The 24,412-nt window shown below is 46.6% G+C and carries 22 protein-coding genes; 9 read left to right on the forward strand and 13 right to left on the reverse strand.

Annotated elements, in window-relative coordinates; all coding sequences use genetic code 11:
* Nucleotides 1-2: 2 nt before the first annotated feature.
* The 7 genes from QUB51_RS03495 to QUB51_RS03525 form a co-directional block, all read right to left on the reverse strand.
* Nucleotides 3-515 (reverse strand): YceD family protein, encoded by a 513-nt coding sequence (locus QUB51_RS03495; RefSeq protein WP_333057959.1) that lies wholly within the window; start codon nucleotides 513-515, stop codon nucleotides 3-5.
* A gap of 97 nt (nucleotides 516-612) precedes the next feature.
* Nucleotides 613-1,086, reverse strand: a complete 474-nt coding sequence (locus QUB51_RS03500; RefSeq protein ID WP_333039170.1) for a R3H domain-containing nucleic acid-binding protein — start codon at nucleotides 1,084-1,086, stop codon at nucleotides 613-615.
* An 11-nt stretch (nucleotides 1,087-1,097) separates the two neighbouring features.
* Nucleotides 1,098-2,246, reverse strand: coding sequence for a membrane protein insertase YidC (yidC, locus tag QUB51_RS03505; protein ID WP_333057958.1), 1,149 nt, complete (start codon nucleotides 2,244-2,246; stop codon nucleotides 1,098-1,100).
* 204 nt (nucleotides 2,247-2,450) lie between these two features.
* A complete protein-coding gene (locus QUB51_RS03510; RefSeq protein WP_333057957.1) occupies nucleotides 2,451-2,843 on the reverse strand; it encodes a PH domain-containing protein in 393 nt (130 codons plus the stop codon).
* Nucleotides 2,815-3,219, reverse strand: a complete 405-nt coding sequence (gene rnpA / locus QUB51_RS03515; protein ID WP_333057956.1) for a ribonuclease P protein component — start codon at nucleotides 3,217-3,219, stop codon at nucleotides 2,815-2,817. Before rnpA ends, QUB51_RS03510 begins: the two co-directional genes overlap by 29 nt.
* A gap of 42 nt (nucleotides 3,220-3,261) precedes the next feature.
* Nucleotides 3,262-3,399, reverse strand: a complete 138-nt coding sequence (gene rpmH, locus QUB51_RS03520; protein ID WP_015174196.1) for a 50S ribosomal protein L34 — start codon at nucleotides 3,397-3,399, stop codon at nucleotides 3,262-3,264.
* 687 nt (nucleotides 3,400-4,086) lie between these two features.
* Nucleotides 4,087-4,221, reverse strand: coding sequence for a MarR family transcriptional regulator (locus QUB51_RS03525; RefSeq protein WP_333231454.1), 135 nt, complete (start codon nucleotides 4,219-4,221; stop codon nucleotides 4,087-4,089).
* 137 nt (nucleotides 4,222-4,358) lie between these two features.
* Between QUB51_RS03525 and QUB51_RS03530 the strand changes: the two genes are divergently transcribed.
* From QUB51_RS03530 to QUB51_RS03565, 8 genes are all read left to right on the forward strand, one after another.
* Complete coding sequence (locus QUB51_RS03530) at nucleotides 4,359-5,021, forward strand: class I SAM-dependent methyltransferase (RefSeq protein ID WP_333209826.1); 663 nt, start codon at nucleotides 4,359-4,361, stop codon at nucleotides 5,019-5,021.
* 124 nt (nucleotides 5,022-5,145) lie between these two features.
* Entirely contained in the window at nucleotides 5,146-5,370 is a 225-nt protein-coding gene (locus QUB51_RS03535) for a DUF433 domain-containing protein (RefSeq protein ID WP_333057949.1), read from the forward strand.
* A gap of 45 nt (nucleotides 5,371-5,415) precedes the next feature.
* Nucleotides 5,416-6,126 carry a M15 family metallopeptidase gene (locus tag QUB51_RS03540; protein ID WP_333231449.1) on the forward strand — a complete coding sequence of 237 codons (711 nt, stop codon included), beginning with the start codon at nucleotides 5,416-5,418 and terminating at the stop codon, nucleotides 6,124-6,126.
* 434 nt (nucleotides 6,127-6,560) lie between these two features.
* A complete protein-coding gene (locus tag QUB51_RS03545) occupies nucleotides 6,561-7,631 on the forward strand; it encodes a glucose-1-phosphate thymidylyltransferase (protein WP_333209822.1) in 1,071 nt (356 codons plus the stop codon).
* A 304-nt stretch (nucleotides 7,632-7,935) separates the two neighbouring features.
* A complete protein-coding gene (locus QUB51_RS03550) occupies nucleotides 7,936-8,469 on the forward strand; it encodes a hypothetical protein (RefSeq protein WP_333057946.1) in 534 nt (177 codons plus the stop codon).
* A gap of 253 nt (nucleotides 8,470-8,722) precedes the next feature.
* On the forward strand, nucleotides 8,723-10,852 hold the full coding sequence (locus tag QUB51_RS03555; protein ID WP_333259115.1) for a glycosyltransferase: 2,130 nt from the start codon (nucleotides 8,723-8,725) through the stop codon (nucleotides 10,850-10,852).
* 170 nt (nucleotides 10,853-11,022) lie between these two features.
* Nucleotides 11,023-12,093 (forward strand): glycosyltransferase family 1 protein, encoded by a 1,071-nt coding sequence (locus tag QUB51_RS03560; RefSeq protein WP_333057944.1) that lies wholly within the window; start codon nucleotides 11,023-11,025, stop codon nucleotides 12,091-12,093.
* A 98-nt stretch (nucleotides 12,094-12,191) separates the two neighbouring features.
* Nucleotides 12,192-13,274, forward strand: a complete 1,083-nt coding sequence (locus tag QUB51_RS03565) for a glycosyltransferase family 1 protein (RefSeq protein WP_333057943.1) — start codon at nucleotides 12,192-12,194, stop codon at nucleotides 13,272-13,274.
* A 106-nt stretch (nucleotides 13,275-13,380) separates the two neighbouring features.
* On the opposite strand, the gene petG is transcribed toward QUB51_RS03565, so the two are convergent.
* Nucleotides 13,381-13,500, reverse strand: coding sequence for a cytochrome b6-f complex subunit V (petG, locus tag QUB51_RS03570; protein ID WP_006632329.1), 120 nt, complete (start codon nucleotides 13,498-13,500; stop codon nucleotides 13,381-13,383).
* A gap of 180 nt (nucleotides 13,501-13,680) precedes the next feature.
* Here petG and QUB51_RS03575 point away from each other — a divergent pair, with 180 nt between their 5' ends.
* A complete protein-coding gene (locus QUB51_RS03575; RefSeq protein ID WP_333057942.1) occupies nucleotides 13,681-14,061 on the forward strand; it encodes a cytochrome c in 381 nt (126 codons plus the stop codon).
* A 64-nt stretch (nucleotides 14,062-14,125) separates the two neighbouring features.
* Here QUB51_RS03575 and QUB51_RS03580 read toward each other — a convergent pair whose 3' ends face one another.
* The 5 genes from QUB51_RS03580 to QUB51_RS03600 form a co-directional block, all read right to left on the reverse strand.
* Nucleotides 14,126-19,516, reverse strand: coding sequence for a DUF4347 domain-containing protein (locus tag QUB51_RS03580; RefSeq protein WP_333259112.1), 5,391 nt, complete (start codon nucleotides 19,514-19,516; stop codon nucleotides 14,126-14,128).
* 844 nt (nucleotides 19,517-20,360) lie between these two features.
* On the reverse strand, nucleotides 20,361-20,720 hold the full coding sequence (locus QUB51_RS03585) for an NIL domain-containing protein (protein ID WP_333057940.1): 360 nt from the start codon (nucleotides 20,718-20,720) through the stop codon (nucleotides 20,361-20,363).
* 214 nt (nucleotides 20,721-20,934) lie between these two features.
* Nucleotides 20,935-21,813: a sulfate ABC transporter permease subunit CysW gene (gene cysW / locus QUB51_RS03590; RefSeq protein ID WP_333057939.1), complete on the reverse strand. Its 879-nt coding sequence runs from the start codon at nucleotides 21,811-21,813 to the stop codon at nucleotides 20,935-20,937.
* A complete protein-coding gene (gene cysT / locus QUB51_RS03595; RefSeq protein ID WP_333209815.1) occupies nucleotides 21,803-22,663 on the reverse strand; it encodes a sulfate ABC transporter permease subunit CysT in 861 nt (286 codons plus the stop codon). The genes cysW and cysT overlap by 11 nt, the downstream gene beginning before the upstream one ends.
* 238 nt (nucleotides 22,664-22,901) lie before the next feature.
* The gene (locus tag QUB51_RS03600; RefSeq protein WP_333259109.1) at nucleotides 22,902-24,047 is read right to left on the reverse strand and encodes a sulfate ABC transporter substrate-binding protein; all 1,146 of its coding nucleotides are present in this window, start codon (nucleotides 24,045-24,047) and stop codon (nucleotides 22,902-22,904) included.
* Nucleotides 24,048-24,412 lie beyond the last annotated feature (365 nt).

Consider the following 24,412-nt stretch of genomic DNA (forward strand, 5'->3'; position numbering starts at 1 on the left):
GACTAAGGCAATTGCCGTTTAAGTGCTTCCAGAGACGCCCAGCGACTGTCTGAGACTGTTTCGGTGCTTTCTGTATTGGCATCATCAGTTAAAGAAATTCCCGGACATTCAATATCGCATATCTGTTTGTGCGGCAGTTCCAAACACATTTGCTCGTACACCCAATCGCCCGGAGAGAAATAGCCACCTGGGGACAAATTTTCCACCAAATCTTCTAAAGCCACTTCTATTTCTGCTGAACTGGAATCTGTTTGATTTGCTGTTTCTTCGAGCCAGATTAGTTCCGATGAGTTGAGTGCCAAACGATGATTGTATTGTTTCAAGCATCTGTGGCAGGTGAGAGTAACTATTGTTTCTGCTTTCGCCTTCACCTCAAGATAATTCCCTTGGTGAGTCACTTGCAGTCGTCCTCGCACCGGAGTAAGAGTTTCTAAATCGGGGATAAATTCTTCAAAATCAATGACCTCTTTCCGCTCACTTTTTGTGAGGAGATGAGGGATATAAATTGTCTCCATAATCTTTTGCCTTCCTACTTCTTGAATTCAAAGGTCAAAAGGAATAGTTAATTTTTAACTTCTTCCTTCTTCCTTCTTCCTTCTTCCTTCTTTAGCGTCAGCGCAGCCGCACTACCAAACGCCGATCGGGTTCTTGTCCTTGACTGTAAGTTTCTATATCCTCACATTCGCTCAAAAAGCTGTGGACTTGACGGCGTTCTGCCGAAGACAGCGATTTTATTTCAACTTCAACTCCCGTCGATCGGGCTTGATCTGCTGCGTACTCTGCCATCGATCGCAATTCCTCTTGGCGGCGGATGCGATAGCCATTTAGTTCAACTGTATAAGGAATTGACTCCTCTACTTCCTGACCTATATTCTGAACCGTGTTACAGAGGTACTGAATGGCATCTATTACATTACCGTTTGGCCCGACTAAGATTGCAACTTGTTCGGGAGTCAGATTGCTTTCATCTATTGTCATCCAATAGCAATCTTTTTGTTGTTCGCATACCACTTTTGAAGGAATTGCGGACAGTTGTAGCAATTCTTCTAACCATGCCTGTCCGCGCTGCATTTGAGAGTCTTTCATTGTTGTTAAAATCAAGCCTTTTTCTTAGAACGCTTGGGCTCAAAGGGAAGTGCATCTAATCCTTGTTCTTTTTGGGTTTTCGCCTCTGCTTCGTCCACTATTTTTTGGAGGTTTTCGGGCAGCGGTTCTCGCGACAAAATAAACGATTGAACTGTTTGGAAGATGTTAGCAATCAGCATATACATCAACACGCCTGCGGGCAGCGGGAAGAACAAAAACATCCCTGAAAATATGACTGGCGTCAGTTTGTTAACTGTAGCCTGTTGGGGGTTGTCGTTTGGCCCTTGTGCTTGTCCTGAAAGGGTTTGGTTGATGTACAAACTGATGCCGAAGCCCAGGATCATCACCAAAATATCCCAGTGGAGTGTACCGTCTGAGTCGATCGCGCCAACGCGGCCTAGAGCTTCAATAAACAGGAATCCTTTGTTACTAGCCAATCCGGGGATTGTGCCTTGAACTGTGGCTTCACCGGGCGCTAAGGCTGTGATGTTGCCCTGTTCATCTACCTTGACAGTTTCTTCGCCTTTGATGACTTTCCAGCCGGGTTCAAAGTCGATTTCGCTCTTATTTTCTGCAGCTAAAACTTTTAGAGGTTTGCCCTCTGGGGTTTGAAAATTTATCTTTGTTGTGTCGCCGACTGCGATTTTGTCGCCCCCTGGAATTACCCCCACAACTGGAGCATGAAAAGTACCTGTGACGTAAATATTTTGGGGCGGTGTAGCAAAAGCTTGCGGTTGAACATTTTCGATTTGTTCTTTGGGCAAAACTTGAACGTTAACGCTGTAATTTATGTCAGAAAACGGCGAACCCCTGAGCGTTGCAAACAGTGCAAACAGCACTGGCATTTGCAGCACTAAGGGGAAGCATCCTGCTAGAGGATTACCAAATTCTTTGTATACTTTGCTCATTTCCTCCTGCTGTTTGGCAGGATTGTCTTTATAGAGTTTTTGAATTTGATCTACTCGCTCTTTCATCAATGGCTGCGCTACTTTCATGCGCCGCATATTGCGAAGAGAGCCTGCGTTGAGAGGATAAAGAGCAAAGCGAATCACGAGCGTCAGAGCTACGATCGCTAAACCGTAGCTTGGCACGATCCCGTAGAAAAAATCTAGGATCGGAAGCATGAGGTTGTTGGAGAGAAACGAGATACCGAAATCCATTCGCTTTGAGTTAATTTAGGTGCTCTATGTTTGCTGTTGAGAACTATTTTTACCCGCTGAAGGCGAGCCGCCTCAATTTTTAGGGTTTTGTCTCTATCTTAGGACATTGCCCGTCGATCGACCGCCCGGTCTGCGGGTTTGTTTTAATGAGTTTGCCAATACTCGCACTGAATTGGGCCTCTAATCTGGGTGAAAGCGGTTCGGTTATTTAGCTTGGGCCGCGTTTGCTTTTTGAGCGGCTGCGGGCAGTTTTTCGTTAATGTAGTCATACATTGCTCGAAATTTCGGCATAGCTCTGAGTTCCAAGCGGCTGCCATTTTTCATGGTGAGCACCATGTCTCCGTAAGTCCCGAAACCGCGAGGTACTGTGACGATTTTGACTATATCTGAGTAGATAACGTCTGTCTGTTCGCCCCCCATCCAACCGCTAGTTACGGACACTCGGCGGCTCGTGATCCGATACCGCAGCCACAGAGCCCGGACAATTGCTCCTACTGCTAGGGGGATTCCCACCACAGTCAGCCCCAGGAGTAAATTGAGGATCAAGTCTCCGGGCGCGGGGCCGCCTTCATAATATACTTCCTCTCGAATTCCCATCTAGTACCTCGGCTTCTACCAACAACTGCTCTAATTCTTGCAGAATTTCTGCATAATTGCACTCTTGTGCGATCGGACGCACGACAATTACTAAATCCCACCCGAATTTTAATCGGGGCAATAGCTGTCGCAAAGCTGCCCGAATCTGACGCTTAATCCGATTGCGGACTACAGCGCGTTTGCTGACTTTCAGGCTGATGGAAATGCCTGTGCGAGTTGGCTGCAAGGATTTTTCGGCTGTCGGTTTCGCAAAGTCGGCGCTTTTTGGTTTACGCAGAGCTTTTAAGCTGAAATGGGCCGAGTTACGGCGCATTCCCTTGCGGTATACGGCGCTGAAGTCTTTTCGGTGCTTAAGTCGGTTTGTATCGGGCAACATGGCGTAGGGCGATCGTTGAGGCCTCTCAACCTTGATGCAGTGCTAGACTGCGAGGCGGTGGCGACCTTTGCTGCGGCGAGCTTTGATTACCAATCGACCGGTTACGGTACGCATTCTGGCGCGAAAACCGGATGTTCTTTTTCTTTTGCGGCTGGTTCCGTGCAGGGTTTGCTGTGTCATTTTGATTTCTCCCGGCTTGTTACTTTACTTTTGATTAATATTCACAATCTTCTAGTATACCATAGAAGGGTTTTCTTGGCAATTAGATTTTTCCGATTTGAATCGATCGCCACTCATCACAAAGCAACAATACGTTTTCTAGCTGGTGAACGAGATTTCGGTTGGGTTTTCACTATAGCAATCCTCGCATCATTCATGAGGATTTGTAGGGGTAGTGCTACCCCTACAAGAATTATGGAAATGATGCGAGGATCGCTATACCAGATACCTAACTTTTTAAGATGATATTGCAAGGGCGATCGCCTTTAACCGAAAATAATCAAATTCCCGACTTCTCAAACTTCTCCAACTCCCAGAAGTCCGGGATTTCTGCTGCTAGTCGGCCTTAACCCTAAACAACTCAAATCCCCGACTTATAAATTCATCCGTGTATCCGTGTCCAAGTATTTATTAAGACTGCTGTTTTTAAGAGTGCGTAGTATTTTGCGGTTATTTATAATTTAGTAGAGGTAGAGGCTCCTGCGTTTCATCCAAAAGAGCGATTTGTCGGTTTAGGAAAGATTGACGATCGCCCGATCGATTCTCAGAAGCGTTCTTGATCGGGCTGTGAAATTCCAGTCATTGACTTGTCTCGGATTTCAGCTACTAGCGGCGGTAGGACGTTTTGCAGTTCCCTACCTGCATCTGTCAGCCGCGCGTGGATCTCTCCCGGCGGACTAGGCCTGTTTCTTCCATGCGATCGATCGCGCCTGTCAGCGTCTGGCCTACCTCTTGCAGTTTGTCGCCAATGCTGGAAGTCGGCAAACCGTCTTCTTGCCACAAGCCCCAAAGGGTGCAAGTCAGTTTTTTGGCGATCGAATGCTACGCTAAAAGCGGGAATCCACCCTCTGCCGGATATGTTAACAATTCTTAATTGTTCTTAAACTAGAAAGAGTAAATCTAGTTCGCGATCTGAATTTATGTTGCTTCCAGCCGACCAGCGCACCAAGTTAGATGACACCGACGACAATTTGTTCTACTCCTATCCTCGGTTTGTAACGCACGTAGACGATGGATTCATTCAGCAACTAACCGATTTGTATCGGGAACGGCTGAAACCGAATACTCGGGTCTTTGATATGATGAGCAGTTGGGTTTCTCACTTGCCCGACGAGATGCAATTTGCCCATGTTGAAGGGCACGGCATGAATGAAGAAGAGTTGGCAAAAAATCGCAGACTGAATCATTATTTCGTGCAGAATTTGAACGCAAATCCCAAATTGCCACTGCCGGATGCAGAGTTTGACGCCGTTGTCAACTGTGTTTCGGTACAGTATTTGCAGCACCCGGATGCGATTTTTGCCGAGATTCACCGCATTTTGAAGCCTGGTGGCGTAGCAATTATGAGCTTTTCCAACCGGATGTTTTATCAAAAGGCGATCGCGGCTTGGCGGGAAGGTTCCGAGGGCGATCGGGTAGAATTAGTCAAGAGTTACTTTGATTCTGTCAAAGGAGCGAATATACCCGGATTTAGCAAGCCGGAAGTAATTGCTCGCAAGCCTAACTTGCCGAGTTTTATGCAAATGCTGCGAATACCAAGCGGCGATCCATTTTATGCGGTAGTTGCTTACCGCCAAAGTTAGGATTTTTTGGCTGTAAGGACTTTAGGACTTTAGGTGAAGATTGAAAGCACTAAAGTCCTTACTACAAACCGATCGAAAGCTACGCTCTTTAGGTTAGGATATATTTAATATGTGCTCCTAAAATATGGAAAACGAACTTTTGCAGCGCATCACACTCGATCCAAATATCTGTCACGGAAAACCCTGTATTCGCGGTCTCCGATATCCAGTAGAGTTAATTCTTGAATTACTCAGTTCTCGTATGAATGCTAAAGAAATTGTAGATGACTATGACGATTTAGAACATGAGGATATTCTAGCTGCTTTGCTATTTGCCGCGCGGCTGACTCAAGTGAAAAGCATATACTGAGTATTGTAGTTCATCAGTAATCATAAAGTAGGGTAACACCTTGATATGAAACCATACCAGCAAATAGCGATCGACGAATGTGGCGAACCTTTAGTCCCTATTCCAGCAGAACATTTTGCCTTTGAAATACCGCACCCTTATCAAAAGTTGGGTGCACCCTATCACAACAGCAAAGCAGATTCCCCTTTCTACTTGCGGCAAGGAGTTGTAGATAGTTTAATCGCCGCTCAAACCCAGCTACAGCAAAATCATCAAAATTGGAAAATTCTGATATTTGACGCTTATCGGCCGGTGGAAGTTCAGCAATTTATGGTAGATTATACTTTTAATCAAATTGCCCTAGCTCAAGGCTGCGAATTTCCGGTTTCCGAAGACAAACGCCAAGTGATTATAGAACACGTATATCAATTTTGGGCAGTACCGAGCCTCGATCGCGCAACGCCGCCCCCTCACAGTACAGGTGCAGCTTTAGATATAACTTTAGTGGATGAAAACAATCTGCAAATTGATATGGGTTCTCCGATTGATGAAATATCAGAACGTTCTTATCCAGATTACTTCTGTAATAGTAAGGATCCGAAAAAACAAGAATATCACCGTCGCAGGAAAATATTAAAAGATGCGATGATAGCTGCGGGTTTTCAGCAGCATCCAAACGAATGGTGGCATTTTTGTCTGGGCGATCAGATGTGGGCTTGGTTGACAAATCAAAACAATAGTGGTAGTCAATTGATTGCCCGATATGGCCGCTATTAAAAGGGTAGACAATTAAATCGGGACGGGCGCACTTGCAACCTTAAGAAAGGGTTTTTTTGACAAAAAACTCAGCTTTTAACTGCTTCCTGTGGCAATAAACCTGGTTTCTGACCGAAAGCATCGAGGATACCCGCCACGTGATTCATCCGTCCAGAAATAAAAAACCTGTATCCGATGAAACTTGCCGAACGTATTTATCTCGCGCAAGTCAATTCTAAAATCTAAAATCTAAAATCTAAAATCTAAAATCTAAAATCGATTGAAACTCTGTGTGTCCAGCACTATAAAAGTATGAGCAAAATAAATCATTGGTGTCAGGAGACACTGCAACTATTGCCAGCGGGGTAGCGGTAGTTTAAAATCAACAAGAGCAACAAGTGCAGGCAATAGTTGCCAGCACCGCAAACCCTAAAGCATAACTCAGAGTTCACCCAATGAAAGCACTCATCCTCTCTGGCGGTAAAGGAACACGCTTGCGTCCCCTCACCTATACGGGTGCTAAGCAGTTGGTTCCTGTAGCAAATAAGCCGATACTGTGGTACGGAATTGAAGGAATTGTGGCGGCTGGGATTACGGATATTGGGATTATTATTAGTCCCGAAACCGGGGAAGAGGTGAAGACGAAAACAGGAGATGGATCTCGCTTCGGTGCGAAAATTACTTATATCTTGCAAGCAGAGCCGGCAGGGCTCGCTCACGCGGTAAAAGTTGCCAGACCGTTTTTGGGCGATTCTCCATTTATTATGTATTTGGGAGATAACTTAATTCAGAATCAGTTAGATCCGTTTTTAGAGATTTTTAACACGCAGAAACTAGACGCTCTGATTATGCTGCGTCCCGTTTCCAATCCCTCTGCTTTCGGTGTGGCAAAAGTTGATGAGAAAGGCCGAGTTTTGCAGTTAGTAGAAAAGCCCAAGGTTCCGCCGTCCAATTTAGCACTGGTGGGGATTTACTTTTTTGCTCCTACTATCCACGAGGCGATCGATCAAATTCAACCTTCGCCCCGCGGCGAACTGGAAATCACCGATGCCATTCAACAACTCATCAATAAGGAAAAACAGGTAGAAGCCTGCAATTTAGAGGGTTGGTGGCTGGATACGGGGAAAAAAGACGATTTGCTAAGTGCAAACCAAATCATTTTAGATAGCTGTATCGTAGCTTCAACTGAATTAAAAGTAGACGCGAAAAGTCAAATTATCGGGCGAGTGCAAATAGGAGAAGGAACGGAAATTATTAATTCTACAGTTCGCGGGCCGGTGGTTATTGGGGAAAATTGCCGCATTGAAAATTGCTTTATCGGGCCTTACAGCAGTATTGCCGATCGCGTGACGATGATTGATGCTGATATCGAACACAGTGTAATATTGCAAGGGGCGAAAATAGTTGGCATTCACCAGCGAATTGTTGACAGCGTGATCGGGCAGCGAGCTCAACTCACCAATGCACCGGCTCGTCCAAAAGCTCTGCGGTTTATGATTGGTGATGACAGTCAAATTGAGTTATAGCAATCCTTGCAGGAGTCGTCAACTTTTTACCCCCCCCCAACCCTCCCCGCGGGTTCGGGGAGGGAGTAAGAAATTCACAAATGATTTAGGATTGCTATAGCTTAAATTGAGATATTGCCAATATCGGAAGCAATAATCCTGATTTAGCAAGAGATAAATTTTCTTGTGGGGAGTAGGGGTTGGGCATCCTGCCCGCCCTTGAACAGGCTTTCCGGCCTGTTCCACAATTAATTACAATGATGGAAACAGCAAAGATTCCTGTTCCATAATAAGTCATAGTAAGTTATCTAAAGGAGAGGAAAGTTTGCAGTACGAAGAAATACCAACTCAACAGATAATACATAAATTGCGGCAAACTTTGGAGCCGCGAATTGGTATTGCTGAGCTGTCGCTGTTGGGAACAGAAAATAGTGCGATCGCCCAAAATGAAGATGACGAAGATATCGCCCTTTTAAAAGCAGGTTTCGACATTTATAATATCCCCATTACCTCTTACCAAAGGCGACTCGGTTCCGCAGTCATCGTCGTTAGGAAAATAGTCCGAAAATTGCTCAGACCGGTACTCGAACGACAAGTAATTTACAATTTTGCTAATACGCGGGTCGTGCATACATTAAGCACACAATTGCAAAAATTGCAAGAAAATCAACAAACTATCTTTGAAAAAATTGAATCGGAATTCAGCAGCGAATATCCCGAAGTTACAGCACAGCTTGAGACTCAACAAAGAGCGATCGCAACTTTTCAGTCTGAAATAGAGCAAATTAAAGCAGTGCAGCAGCAACATACTGCTATTTTAGAGAAGATTACCGCTCAATTGCTCGATCGACAAAAATAAAGCATCAAAGATGACCCAAAATAATTTGGTCACAAGGCCCCAGATTTATTCGCGAGAGCAATGCTTCAATGCTTCAATCAAAAATCGAAAATTATTCAATTCCTCAATCTAAAATCCTAAATCCCCAATCGAAAATTCCTCAATTCTTCAAATTTTCAATGATTCAAATTTTCAATGATTTAATCCCAAATCGAAAATTCTTCAATCCTTAAATTCCTCAATCTAAAATCTAAAATCTAAAATCTAAAATCGAATGACTGCACTGCCCATATGCTCGTTAATTATAGTCAACTATAACGGTCTGCGCCACACGAAAGATTGCTTAAAATCTCTACAAAAACTTGCGTATCCCGAATCGCAACTCGATTTAATTGTAATTGATAATTGTTCTCAAGACGATTCCGTTAATTTCCTGCGCGAACTATTTCCCAAAGTTCGGATTTTTGTCAATACTGCCAACAACTTTGCGAAAGCCCTCAACCTCGGCATCAGCGAAGCAAAAGGGCAATATATCGGGTTTCTAAATAACGATGCTACCCTTGACAGTCGCTGGTTAGAGATTCTTGTAAAACGGCTAGAAACTAATAAAGAAGTAGGTGCGACTAGCGGCAAATTGTTGTTTAAAGACGGGCGAATTAACAGCGCTGGTATTCAGCAATTACCTAACTTTTATTGGCAAGATGTCGGCTTTGGCGAAAAAGATGCGGGACAGTACGATACAGAACGGGAAGTCGAAGGGCTTTGTTGGGCGGCGGTGCTTTTCCGCAGGAAATGTCTGGAAGATGTGGGGCCTATAGATGAAGATTTTGTGATGTATTTTGAGGATGTAGAGTTTGCAAAACGCTGCCACAAACGCGGTTGGAAAATGCTTTATACTCCCGCCGCCATCGCCCATCACGAGTATCGGGGTTCGAGTAAAGGTAGCAAACTTACCGAGTATTTCTGCAACCGCAATCGGTTTTTGTATTTGGCAAAACATGAACCGTTGCAATTAGTCAAAGGAATTCATACTTCGGATTTTTTTACTAACAAGCAGTACGATTTGCTGTTCGAGAGTATATTTGTAGCGATTAAAAAACTGCTAGATTATCAGAAACCAGAAATCATCGAAACTGTATTGCCACAGTTGTCGGAAAAGTTGGCGGTGATTTACAGTCGGATGAAGATCGATCGCATTTTGTCTCGCTTACAGGTGGTTCGGGGCGATCGCAAAATGTCGATCGCCATTTACGATCACGGACTGCATTTTATTGGTGGCGGTCAAAAATACGTTGCTACCCTCGCCTCGCTGCTGCAAAATGAATTTGACATTACTTTTATCGCCAACAAACCAGTTGCTGTTTCCGACTTAGAATCGTGGTACGGACTCAACCTTTCAGGATGCAAAATTAAAATTATGCCCTTGGCGTTTTACGATAAACGCGGAATGCAGTGCATCGATTCCAGCATCATCGTGGAAGATATGGAAAATCCCTTTGATGAAATTGCCAGAGAAAGCAAAAACTACGATATTTTCATCAACGCGAACCAACTGGAAAAAGTTAAACCACTGTCGCCAATTTCAGTATTTTTCTGTCACTTTCCCAATACCTTCCGCAACCGTCACTTTGCTGTCGATGATTACACTTTCATTATTGTCAACAGTCAATTTACCGTCAAGTGGTTGGAAAAACGCTGGAACCTACAGCCAACTTTTCTGCTTTATCCGCCCGTGGAAATGGCAACAGTTAAAGTGCCGAAAGAAAAAATAATTTTGGCTGTGGGACAGTTTGAAGCTGGGGGAACAAAAAAGCAAATTGAACTAATTAAAGCTTTCCGCAGTTTGCTAGCGGATTATCCCGAAGATTTTCAAGGATGGCGACTAATTTTGGTTGGCAGCAGCATTCCGAAAAATCCTTATTTAAAGACTGTTCAGAACTTATTGAAGCAAGATTCAAGGGCGATCGAGCTAAAAGTCAATGCTGACTTTGATGAGGTAAAATCACTTTATGCTAGAGCAAGTATATTTTGGCACGGCTGCGGTTTGGGTGAAGTCAATCCTCAAAGATTTGAGCATTTCGGGATGGCGACTGTGGAAGCAATGCACAACTATTGTGCTCCGATTGTTTTCAACGGTGGCGGCCAACCGGAAATTGTGGAACATGGGCGATCGGGCTTTTTGTTCAATACCGTTGAGGAACTGTGCCAGCATTCACATCAACTAATTGTTAATCCCGATTTGCTAGCAGAACTTCAAGCTGGTGCACAGCAACGCAGTCAGAACTTTAGACTTGCACATTTTGAGAAAAAAGTCAATAGTTTTTTTGATATTATTCACCAAGAGTATGCTACAATTCGGCTGCCAAATCCTGCCGATATAGCTCAAATGCTCGATCGAACTTAAAGGCTAATTAAATAGTCCACCAGGGGTTAAAACCCCGGGCTCAAAGCTAAAGTCCTCTTGCATAGGACTAATATCAAAGTCGATTTTATTAGCGTTTTCTTTAGTCCGCGTAGGCGGACTTTGTATGTGTAGTCGCGACTTCCAGTCGCCGGATATCTTTCCCTAAAATCATGTCTAATTCACTGTTAATCAATTTGTCCTTCTTAACACCCGAACCAACTGGAATCGGGACTTACGCCGCTAATCTTTTCCCGCAACTGGAACCGCTAGAACCAACATTACTGACTTCCCAGCAAATTAACAATTATACTTGCTATCAAATCCCAGAAACTCTGACACCGGATCGAGGGTCAAAAGGACAAATTAACAGGCTGCTGTGGACTCAATTCAACTTACCTAAAATTTACAAAAAATTGCAGTCAAGCCTGATATTTTCGCCTATTCCCGAAGCACCTTTGTATTCCGGCTGCCGCTACATCGTCACAGTTCACGATTTAATTCCTTTGCGATTTCCCCAACGGTTTTCTCGATTAACAGCTTATTTCCGCTACTACATACCGCAGGTTTTGCGACAAGCAGAACACATTATTTGCGATTCTCAAGCAACGGCGGCAGATGTTGCTAACTTTTTTCAGATTCCCTCTAAGAAAATGACCGCCATTCCCCTAGCTTGCGATAATATTAATTTTAGATATCTCGACTTGCCCGCCAAAAATTATTTTCTTTATACCGGCAGACACGATCCTTACAAAAACTTGGAGAGATTAATTGCTGCATTTGCGAGTTTACCCGATCGCGCAAACTACGAATTGTGGCTAGCAGGGCCTCCCAATGCCTACACGCCGCAGTTGACAGCACAAGTTGAAGAATTAGGTTTACAATCTTTGGTAAAATTTCTCGGTTACGTTTCCTATTCTCAATTGCCCGTACTGATGAATCAGGCGATCGCCCTAGTTTTCCCTACACTTTGGGAAGGATTCGGCTTACCAATTTTAGAAGCAATGGCTTGCGGCACACCAGTCATCACATCCAACCTGTCATCAATGCCAGAAGTAGCCGGAGATGCCGGATTATTAGTCAATCCTTACAGCATCCCAGAAATAGCCGAAGCCATGCAAACAGTAGCCACAGATTCAAAAGTGCGATCGAACTTAAAAACTGCTAGTTTAGCCAGAACATCTCAGTTTAGTTGGCACAAAACCGGAAAAGCAACCGCCAACATCTTACAACAATATCTTTAAATCTTCCCTCTCTTCCTTTCTCCTCTCTGCGTCCTCTGCGCCCTCTGCGGTTAAATAAAAAAAATCCCACCCAAAAACCGCACTCTACATATTATCCCATGCCCAATCCCCAATCCAACCTGCTCATCAACCTCTCCTTCCTAATTTCCAAACCAACCGGCTTAGCCATCTACGCCAAAAACCTATTTCCCCACCTAAAACCCCTCAACCCAACATTACTAACAGCCGAAAAAATTCCCAATAACAACTGCTACCAAATCCCCGCCAACCTAACACCCGAACAAGGAACCAAAGGACACATCAACCGATTGCTGTGGACACAAACCCAACTCCCCAAAATTTACAAACAGCTAAAATCTAACCTGTTATTTTCCCCAATTCCCGAAGCTCCTCTATTTGCAGGTTGCCGCTATATAATTACAGTACATGACTTGATAGCGCTGCGATTTCCCCGCCGCTTCGATCCTCTGACACCTTACCACCGCTACTACATTCCCCAAGTGCTGCGGCAGGCTCAACACGTCATTTGTGACTCTGAATCAACTGCCAAAGATATCGCTAATTTTTGCAATATTCCTACTAATTTAATTACGCCAATTTTCCCCGGATACGATACCAGTTTTTTCCGTTTTTTAGACTTGCCAACAAGCAATTATTTTCTTTATATCGGCCGCCACAATCCGTATAAAAACGTGCAGCGAGTTGTAGCAGCCTTTGCTGCTTTGCATGATAATTCCGAGTACGAATTGTGGATAGCAGGTTCGGAAGACAAACGCTATACCCCGCTACTGAAGGCGCAGGTTCAAGAATTGGGATTGGCCGATCGAGTAAAATTCCTAGATTACCTCCCCGCGGCAGACTTACCCAAAGTCATCAACCAAGCGATCGCCCTGGTTTTCCCCAGTCTTTGGGAAGGATTCGGGCTCCCCGTGCTCGAAGCAATGGGGTGCGGCACTCCTGTCATCACCTCTAACCTGTCTTCAATGCCCGAAGTGGCGGGGGACGGCGCGTTATTAGTCAACCCCTACAGCGTCGAGGAAATTGCCTCTGCTATGCAAGAGCTTGCAGTCGATGCCAAAGTTCGATCGCACTTGCGGGAGCTCGGTTTGGCTAGGGCAAAACAATTTAGCTGGGAAAAAACAGGCTTGGAAACTGCTGCTATTCTCGATCGATATCTTTAACAAACAAAGGCGAATAGCCCAACACGGATTTGGACACGGATACACGGATGAGTCGGGGGGCACTCAAGGCAGGGCGGGCACTCAAGGCACCGCCCCTACAAGCCTTTTACTTATTGATACCCAACTGATCGCCGCGCTTGTACTGCTGATAAGCAGCAAAAAACAGCCCCGCCAGAGTAACAAAGATTAGACCCAGAACAATACCTGAAAGTAGCGGTTCTACCATGAGAGCTCCTCAACGTTAAGATTTAACAACCTATTTTTAATATTACCAGCACTTACACAGATGAATTTTCCCAAAAGCAGCCTTCCGTGGGTCTCAGACCTTGCTCTCCCCGCTGCGAACGATTAAGCTATGTTATGAGAAATAAATTTTCTTGTAGATACTATTTTTAATTGAACTCCTTTGAATAACCAACTTGCCAGGAATGAAATTAAAAACCCGATCGAGCGACTTGCCATATTTGCGCTAGCGGTGTTGCTTGCCATCATCTTGGCAATTATCACAATACGTCAATTTCAAGTCGCCGATCCTTACGTCAAAAGCGTCCTATCCCTCACGGGCAACCCGTTTCAGGGTTCCGCCATCTTTCAAATGAACTGTGCGGGTTGTCACATCTCCGTTTCAGACAGTCAAGTCGGGCCCAACTTGCACGGAGTTTCCGAGCGCAAATCCGAATTGGATCTGATCCGGCAAGTCACCAGCGGGCAAACCCCACCAATGCCGCAGTTTCAACCGAGTCCGCAAGAAATGGCCGACTTGCTGAAGTATCTCGAACAAATTTGACCAAAGAAGGGGAACGGAATTCGTTCCCCTTCTTTGGCTGACACTCGAAACTTTGATCGGCAGACTAAACCAGCAAGTTAAAACTCTGAGCCGATAACTGGCTCGGCTGTACGCCCGTCAGTATAGCCAAAATCTGGTCGCTGTTGGCAATTCCGATCGCCGTCGAGCCATTAGTTTCGGTTAACGACAGTTGATTGAAGTCCAAGCCTCCCACCAACTCGATCGAATCAACTCCTGCAGTGAAGTTGAAAATCGTGTCAATTCCTCCCCCCGCTGATAAGACAAAACCATCGCTGCCACTGCCACCGACGAGGGTATCGCTGCCAATGCCACCAAAGAGCAAGTTATCGCCGGTGCCACCAAAGAGCAAATCATCACCGCTGCCGCCAATTAAGGTATTGTTACCGTCGTCGCCGCAGAGAGTGTCATTGCCTTGATCGCCAAAGAGCACATCGTCGCCAGCGCCTCCCAAAATTACGTCATCGGCTTTGCCCCCGTACAATAAGTCATTGCCTTCGTCGCCAGAAATAGAGTCGTTGCCACGATTGCCATAAATCGTATCGTTACCGCGATCGCCAAAAATCAGGTCAAACCCTTTGCCACCAAAGAGAGTATCGCTATCGATGCCTCCATAGACAGTATCGTTGGCCGTATTGCCATTGATATAGTCACCGCCCCCTCGACCAAAGATCAAATCGTTGCCGCTCAACCCGAAGATAGAGTCACTGCCAGCACTACCCACGATCGTATCGTCCCCGTTAGGGCCATTGATCACATTACCCGCGGTCGGAGTACCTGGTTCAGTGGGAGTAGCTATCCTGGGGAAGTTCTCAGGGCAAACCAAATCTGTCGGTACAGGTTCCGGTGTCGGTGTCGGCGTCGGTACAGGTGCAGGCGTCGGCGTCGTTACAGGTGCAGGTGCAGGCGTCGGCGCAGGTGCAGGTGCAGGCGTCGGCGCAGGTGCAGGTGCAGGCGTCGGCGCAGGTGCAGGCGTCGGCGCAGGTGCAGGCGTCGGCGTCGGTACAGGTGGCAGTGGCACTGGCGGCGGAGTCGGCGTCGGAGTCGGAGTCGGCGTCGGAGTCGGCGTCGGCGGCGGCGGCGCTGGGAAGTTCCCGAAGTTGATGCCCGTAACAATAGCGCCTGAAGTTAGGGCGATGTCGGCAGGGTCGGGTGTGCTTTGGGTAAACCCAGTTTGGTTGACTTCCCTGACGCGGTAGGTTCCCGGCGTTAGGTTCGCGAACAGGTAGTTGCCACTGTTGTCTGTGGTAGTAGTAACAGGAGCAGGAGCAGTTCCAGCTACGACATTGGTTAACTGAATTTGGAAATTGGGTAAACCCGGTTCTCCAGCATCCTGAGTGCCATTGTTGTTGGTGTCTTGGAACTTCAGACCTCGGATCGCCCCCGGTTGGGGCAGGAAGTTGCCGAAGTCAATGCCTGTGATGTTATCCGAGGGATTAACCGTAACGGGGGCGGGGTTGGGGGTCGTCTGCGTCCAGCCGGTTTGCTGAACTTCCCTTACCTGGTAAGTACCTGCGGGTATATCTCGGAGAGTGTAGTTGCCCGCTGCATCAGTGATGGTAGTCGGTTCGCCCTGCTGAAAGATGCCATCGGGAGTGATACTGTCGAGGAATATTTGCCAGTTAGCTAGCCCCAATTCTCCGGCATCCTTAACGCCGTTGTTGTTGAGGTCATTGAATTTTTGACCGCTGATAGTGCTCGACTGGAAGTTGCCGAAGTTGATATTAGCGATATCTTGACCGCTGGTGACAGTGATGTCCGCCGGGTCGGAGGTAGTTTGCGTCCAAGTAGGCTGCAAGACTTCCCGCACCTTATAGGTTCCGGCTGACAAATCGAGGAATTTGTAGTTGCCGGTGGCATCGGTGAGGGTGTTCGGTTCCCCAGTGTCGAGAGTACCGTTATCGTTGGTATCGAGGAAGAATTGCCAGTTGGGTAGTCCTGTTTCTGCTGGCGCATCTTGGATGCCATTTGTGTTGAGGTCATTGAACTTCAGACCGCTAATCGAGTTGGGCTTGAAGTTGCCGAAGTTGTTGTTTTGGGAGTCTGTGCCGCTGGTGACGGCGATCGTAAACGCGCCGGGAACAGTAGGCCTAGCTGGGTTGACGGGGGGTACAGTTTGCGTCCAGCCGGTTTGTGGCACTTCCCGCACTGTATAAGTGCCGGCTGGCAGGTTGGTGAACTGATACTTACCGGCGACATCGGTGACGGTGGCGTTGGTGCCTGTTTCGCCTGGTATTGCATCTTGGCTGCCGCTGTCGTTGGCATCCAAGTAAATTGTCCAGCCTCCTAGCGGTGGTTCTTCTGGCCCATCTTGGATGCCATTTTTGTTGAGGTCATTAAATTTGATCCCGCTGATTTTGCCTAGTTGGAAATTGCCGAAGTTTTGAGCCGTAATGTTTGTGCCGCTGACCGGGTTAATTGGATAAAAAGTCGGGCCTGCGGTTTGTGAGAAACCATCCGGCACGTCTTCTCTCACAAAGTGCCGACCGGAGCCGACGTTGGCAAAGCTATACGTCCCAGGCGCCGCTGGCGCTGTACCGGTAACTTGAGAGGCAATTTCCGTATCACCGCTATCTAAAGTGCTGTTATCGTTAGTATCTTTGAACAAGCGAATGGTAGTGCCGTTGAGGGGGGTGTCGTCAGCAGAGAAGCTATTACCTGTGAGGTCGGTGAATTTGGTGCCGCTAACGGTGATGTTTTGGAAAATGCCGAAGTTTTGACCGGTGACGGGAGTACCGCTTTGGGCGGTAACGGGAAGTGCGGCAGCGGGGAAAGAGATAGTGGAGTTGGCTGGGGCAGTGGCTTGTATCAGGTAATTGCCGGGGCCTATATCCGCGAATGTGTAATCTCCGGCTCCCGCAGTGGTTTGTGGAGTGCCCACAACCGTATCTGTGCCGACTTCTAGCGTGTTGTTGTTGTTGGTGTCTTTGTATAAAGTTACCGTGACGCCGTTTAATGTGGTGTCGGTGCCAAGGTCTAAGACTTTGTTGCCGACGAGATCGGTGTAGGTTTTGCCCGCGATCGATGTCAGTTGGAAATTGCCGAAGTTAGCACCCGTAACATCAGCAGTACCAGTCGTCACCGTTGGTGCTAAAGTCTGCACCCAATCGGTTTGTAACGTTTCTGCGATCGCTGTATTGGCCTTAGTATCCGTGAGAGTGTATTGGCCGAGAGTGGCAGCAACCGCAGATGTTACATTAGTCTTCGTACCTGCGGTAATAGTCCAGCCGCCTAGACCTGGTTCAGTTGCCGCAGCACCTTGCAGGCTATCCCCGTTCAGGTCGTTGAATTTCTGACCCACGACCACTGGGCCGTACTCGTAAGCACCGATGTCAACACTAGGTTTGCTGACAAGAGTATTGTCGATTTTCCGAGGGAAACCTGTACCGCGTTGGTCAGTAGTTAAACCGGCCGCTGTTGCGTCGGCGCTGTTGCCACCGCCAATGGCTTGGTTAGTGCTAGTTGTGACCGGGCTGTTATCAACTAGGGCAAGGGTGAAAGGAGCCGGAGCCGTTGCGCCATTCAATCCGGCAGAGCCGACTGGTGCTAATACATTTGTCAAAGCACCGGTTAGTTGCTGAGTCGCTGTAAAACCAGTGCTACTGCCGAGAACCCCAATCAGGTTGTTGTTCCCGGTGAATGTCCCTGTAACATCAGTGTCGGTAGTAGCAACGTTGCCAGCGACGATCGTGTTTTTGACTGTAACTGTACCGCCGTTGTTGTAAATTCCTCCGGCACTAGCAATCAGACTAGCCGGTGTGCCAACTGTGGCGGCTGTTGCAGAGTTATAAGCGATCGTGTTGTTAGTGAGGGTAGCTGTAGCACCTAAGTTGACGAAAATTGCACCACCTGCGGCTGTACCCGCACCTGCGGCAACATTACCAGCATTGCCACCCGTAACTGTGTTGCTATATAAGGTGCTGTTGGTCATGGTCAAAGTGCCACCGCCAACAAAAATCGCGCCACCTAAACCTGCACCGCCGCCGCCAGCAGTAGCACCAGCACCGCCAAAAGTGCCTCCTGCGCTTGCACCATTGCCACTACCGCCACCGCCGCCGAAGCCGCCAATGCCTCCAGCGCCGATAGCACCAAGCACCGCACCTGTACCAGAAGTACCGCCAGCACCACCGCCGCCACCAAAGGCGCCAGCACCGCCAACACCGCCATTGCCACCATTACCTGGAATACCAGTACCAGCAGGACCGCCACCGCCACCGGCACCACCACCACCGCCGCCACTACCGACAACACTACCAGCACCACCAGCACCACCAATGCCACCAGCACCACCGTTTGTGCCGCCAACACCAGTACCGCCAGTGCCGCCAATACCGCCAGTACCGCCAGCATTACCAGTACCGCCAGCCTCGCCATCTTCGCCAACCCCACCGGCAGCGCCATTACTTGGTAGACCATTTCTACCATTTCTACCATTTGTCCCTGCTGTGCCTCCAAAGACAGTAGCCAGATCCGCGCTACCACCCTTGCCACCATTCCCCGCCGCACCTGCACCGCCAACGGCAGAGTTATTAGAAAAAGTAACTCTGTCAACTGTGACTGTACCGCTGTTGATAAAAAGGGCGCCACCTAAGCCTGCGGCGCCACCACCACCGATGGTTCCTGCGTTGCCTACTGCTTGTGCGGAATCAATGGTGAGGTTTGAGATGTTAAATGTTGTGTTATCAACTACGAAGGCACGGTTGTTATTGCCGCTGATCTTGAAACCACCGCCAACAATAGTGGTGGTGTCGGTAATTCTCGGCAATTGCCCTGCGAGGGTAATATCGGCAGTGAGAGTGATCGTGTCAATGCCAGTGTTGATGTTGGCAACATTGATGGCATTTACCAGTCCGTTAAAGTCGCCAGTCCTTTGGTTCAAGTCAGCCAGTACGCCACTGTAAGCTTCCCTCGCCTCAGCCGAAAATGCTAAAGGTGTTTCTATGTTGCCCGTAGTTACTTCGAGTTCCCAGTCTCCCCCCAACGCAGCATTGCCAGTCAAGTTATCGGAAGCGGCAATATTTGCCCCCGTGAGCTGGCTCAGCCTTTGGACGAACGCCACACCTGCTTCTGTGGCGGCGACGTTGCAACCGTAAAGCAGAATTTCTGGTTTAGCTGTAATTGAAGAGTTCGAGTTTGCTTCGACTGCTGGCAAAGCAAACCATGTTTCTAAATAATTGCGGTAGCTTTCAATGTTGCACAGATTTAGTTCTGTTGCTCCCAGTTGCAAGCTGGCTGCTGCGCCGTGAGACAAAATGTGGACGGCTGCAATGTTTTTCCGCTGTTTAAGTGTTTCGGCAATTTGCTCAATGCCGTCGCGATCGGCTTTGAGAATAACAATTTCTGTATCGGAATTGACCGTTTCTGTTAAACTTTCGCAATCTTTAACTTGTGAATCAGCAAAAACTATTTGGTGTTTCCGTTCTTTATAGAGTTCCACGTTCAAATTCTCCTGGTACACGCACACATCAAATTCATATCACAAACCAACCGCAGCAGCGATCGAGCTTTCCCGCTGAGTGCGGATGAGAGTCGTTGGCGAAGCTTGCAGAAGAGGATCGCCCCTAACTGCCACCTAACCTAAATTTCACCTAAATTGAATATTGACAAAAATGTTTTTATATGCACCCCTACCCTAACTGAGTTAGTTTGATTGTTTAGAAGTTTTAAAGGGGGATATTGTTCCGGCTGTTACACAAATGTTGGAGAAGACTTGCGCGCTGTTTATTGATATGCCAGAGATGGAGAAAAAACCAGATTTTATAAAAATTGTCAATCGAATAGTTAACTGATGGCGATCGATATTTGTTAATCAAGAGTCATCAGTCACGATTATTAGCTGTAAGCTGGTGTTATTTGGTAGTTGTTAGCTGCTGAATGATGGGTATGTGCGATCCTCTTCTGCAAGCTTCGCTAACGAACAACCGCCATTAAATTGCTTTGTAGGGAGGAATGCAACAAGTCCTCTGAGTTTTATGAAGGCTTGCATTCCTCACTAGAACCTTGATAACGGTTATTTTACAGGAAGAGATAGGCTGACTCATGACTAACATTACTTGAGACTATTAGGCTCAATAAATCGGGTCGAAAAAAATATGCGTGTCAGTCCAGAATATTAGGAATGATAATTAAATAACTTAGAATGCGTGATGGTTCTTGTGGGATGGGCGTCCCGCCCGCCCTTTCTGGACGGGCGGGACGCCCATCCCACTTTCAAGAGTGTAAATTATTTAATTAGCGATCCTTAGCTGATCTTCCAGGTTGGTGCGTCCCAGACTCACTAATTACCAAGTTTCTTCATCGGGATTATTGGAATTGCTCCAGATTTCTACATCCAAATCATTGAGATAAATCAGAGCCGTTTCAATCTGTTTACTTGTACCGTTAAGTTCCAGATCAAACCAACCGTCATCTAAAGTTTTGACACCCAACAAAGCGGCATTAAAATTTACCGTCAAACCGTATTCAGAAATCAGGTTAGAGATTACAGGTTCCTGATGGTATTCTTTAGGAACACGAATGCGAATGCGGGTTTGAGTTGGTCTGCTGTCGCCAATCTCAGATTTGGGAATATCTGATTCTTGGGTTTTGTGAAAATTGTCGATCGGCTCAAATTGAGATTCGCTAGTGTTGTGAGCTAACATTTGGGACTCCTAATTTTTGTTTCAGTTTACATTTTGTACCAATATCTTGTAGGGTGCGTTGCTGCGAGATTTTCGAGCTTCCCACTAGATTGTCGATAGCGCCGCACCTTACTAATGAGTGGTTTGAGGGATGAGGTTCACAGCGCGCACCCTAATGACTAATGACTAATGACTAATGACTGATGACTAATGACTGATGACTAATGACTAATGACTATTCTTCAACTTCTTTAATCCTAGTTTTTCGTTCTAAAATCTCCTTAAGCACGAGAGTAACAACTGCTAAAAGACCGAGAACTACCGCAGCCGAAAATGCGGCTTGCGTCGCGTACTGCTTGTAAGCATCCTCTACAAACAAAGGCAAAGTTTGTGTTTTTTTAGCAATATTTCCCGACACCACAGAGACGGCTCCAAATTCTCCCATTGCTCTAGCATTGGTCAAAATTACTCCGTAAAGCAATCCCCAGCGAATACTGGGAAGCGTGACATTCCAGAAAATTTGCCAGTCATTTGCTCCCAAAGTTTTCGCCGCCTCTTCTTGATCTGTTCCGACTTCTTCCAAAACAGGAATTACTTCGCGGGCCACAAAAGGCAAGGTAACAAAAGCAGTCGCTAGCACCATTCCAGGGAAGGCAAAAATAACCCTGATATTTGCCGCCTCCAGCCACGGCCCGAACCATCCCAGCCGACCGTAAAGCAGTACAATCATTAAACCTGCAACTACGGGAGAGATGGCAAAAGGCACGTCTAAAAGGCTGATTAATAGCGTGCGCCCCCGAAATTTGTTGCGGCCAATTACCCAGGCTGCACACAAACCGAATACTGTATTTATTGGCACAACTATCAGAGAAATTATCAGGGTTAGTTGCGCTGCGTGCAGAAAATCTGGTGAGGTTAAGTTAGAAAAAAATGGCTCAAATCCCTTTCTGAAAGCTTGATAAAAAACGTTGAGAGTGGGGATAAATAAGACAAGAGCGAGATAGCCGATCGCAATTCCGATTAAAGTTGGTTTTACCCAAGCTTTTTCCTGGCTCCGACTAGAACCTGCGGGCGGACTTTTGTAACCAGCGGGTGAATTGATATTAGTCGTCATAGCGTCTTCTCCATGCTTGTAAGAGATTAATGGCGAACAACATTGCCAGGGAAATACCTAACATGACAGTGCCGATAACTGTTGCTCCTGCATAGTCGTACTGTTCCAATCTTTGAAAAATTAATACGGGCGCGATTAAATCTTTGAACGGTATGTTAGAAGCTACAATTACAGTAGAGCCGTACTCGCCTACCGCTCGCGAAAAGCCGAGTGCTACTCCGGTTAAAATAGACGGAAATAACGGCGGTAAAACTACTCGCCAGAAGGTTTCAAATTGAGAAGCACCTAAACACCAAGCTGCTTCTTCGATCTCTTTTTCCATCTCGTTTAAAACTGGCTGTACGGTTCTAACGATAAATGGCAAGGAAATAAATATCATTGCTATACCTACGCCTAAGCGAGTAAACGATATCTTGATTCCCAAAGGTGCAAAAAACCAACCAATCCAGCCGTTATCGCTGTAAACTGTGGCGAGGGTTAAACCGGCGACGGAGGTAGGGAGCGCAAAGGGTAAATCGACGATTGCATCTATAATCCGTTTTAAGGGAAAGTCGTAGCGGACTAATACCCAGGCAATTAATGTGCCGAAGACTCCGTTAATTAATGCCGCAATTAATGCCGTAAAGAAGGTGACATCGTAGGCGGAAAGGGCGATCGGACTGGTGGCAATTTTCCAAAATTCGGCGGGGTTTGCTGTGCTGGCTTTCAGCAGCAATGCTGCAACTGGGAGCAATAGCATTAAGCTGAGGTAGCCTAGGGTTATTCCCCAAGGTAATGTGATTTTGCCGATCGCCCTTTTGATATTTTCGATCGGAGATTGAGGGTTACTGATTGCAGATGATTCAGCCATAAGTGAATAGTTTTGAGTTGGAAAGAATAATTGCGATCGGGGGCTGGTTTTACCAAAAATAATTGCCTAAAACCAATCATCTGGTAAACCCTGGCTCATTAGATAGATGTAGGGTGCGGCTCCATCCTACAATCGGCAAGGCGCGATCGAATATCTAGGAGCGACGCACCATACCAGATACGGGTTTTACCAATAATAATTGCCTAAAACCAATCATTTCGTAAACCCGCCCCGGCCACTACTGTCTAATTGAACCTTGAATTTTGTCAAAAATAGCTCCGTCATCGAAGAATTTCTGCTGAATATCTCCCCAACCTCCTAAGTCTTGAGCTGTAAATAGGGTTTTGATGGGGGGATATTTTTGGGCAAATTCCGGTTCCGCCGCTACTGTCGCATCTACTGGGCGGAAGCCTGCTTTGGCAAATTCTCGCTGAGCTTCTGGGGTGTACAGAAATTTGACAAATGCTTCGGCGACTTCGCGATTACCGTGTTTATCAACGTTTTTATCGATAATGGCAATGGGATTGTCGATCGACACATTCACGTCTGGAATAGTGTAAGTCGGTTTTTCGCCTTTCTCACCAGCCAAAATAACCTCGTTTTCGTAATTAATTAAGGCGTCGCCTTGGCCTTGTTTGAAAAATACGTCGGTGGCTTCGCGGGCATCTTTAGTCAGGATGGGGACGTTTTTGTAGACTTTAGTAGTCAAGTCTAATGCTTTGGTTTCGTCTCCTCCGGTTTTAACAACCGAACCCCAAAGTGCGAGGAAATTCCAGCGGGCAACGCCTGATGTTTTGGGATCGGCAGTAATCACTTTTACTCCGTCTTTGCCTAAATCTTCCCAGGTTTTGACGCCTTTGGGATTGCCTTCGCGGGTGACTATTGCTGCTACGGATTTGCTGACTATGCCTTCGTTGGGGACTTCTTTTTCCCATCCAGGCTCAATTAGTCCGGCTTTTTCGATTCTTTGAGTGTCGAAGGCGAGGGCTAGGTGTACGATGTCTGCTTCTAAACCGTCAATTACGGCGCGAGTTTGGGAACCGGAACCGCCATAGCTTTGGTTGAAGGTGACGGTTTGGCCTTTTTCTTTTTTCCATTGTTCTACGAATTTGGGAATTATGGCTTCGTGGGCGACTTTGGTGACTGCGAAGGATACTAGGGTTAATTCTACGTTGCCTTTGTTGGCTGCTGGGGTAGCACCGCCTGGAGTGCCTGCGGGGTTGTTGGTGGTTCCCTGGCCGCAGGATGCAACGGCGAGACTTAAAGTTATTCCCACTAAAAATAGCGATACAAATCTTTTCATGGCAGTAAATGATTGATTTGTGCTGGCTGATGGCTGTTTTGGCCAGTGAAGGTGTTGAGTTAGGCGTTGCCACGGGCTCATTATATTTGTTCCTCTAGTGAATGTACGGTTATTAGGTCGGAATACCGTAATTAGGGTGGTGAAGTACGATTATAGACAAGAGCGAGTCAAAAGGCAACAAAAAAAACAAATTGGGGGAACTCAGGGTCGATCGCATATCCTGAAGTCTTTTCCGTCGGTGCTTTGGATTCAGATTCGGGGTAAAATGTAAAGTGTATAAATACTCTGATTGAGTTAAGGTGCTAAACTTGCGCGGCAGCACGATACGCCTTCTAGATACGTTGACAAGCGAATTTCTTCATGTGGTATCCGCCACGTGATTTATCCGTGGAATCAATCCAAAATCTAAAATCTAAAATCCTCAAGCCCCCGAATTTATCTCGCGC

Origin of the sequence: Microcoleus sp. AT8-A3, assembly GCF_036705675.1 — a bacterium.
In the GTDB taxonomy this organism is placed as follows: domain Bacteria; phylum Cyanobacteriota; class Cyanobacteriia; order Cyanobacteriales; family Microcoleaceae; genus Microcoleus.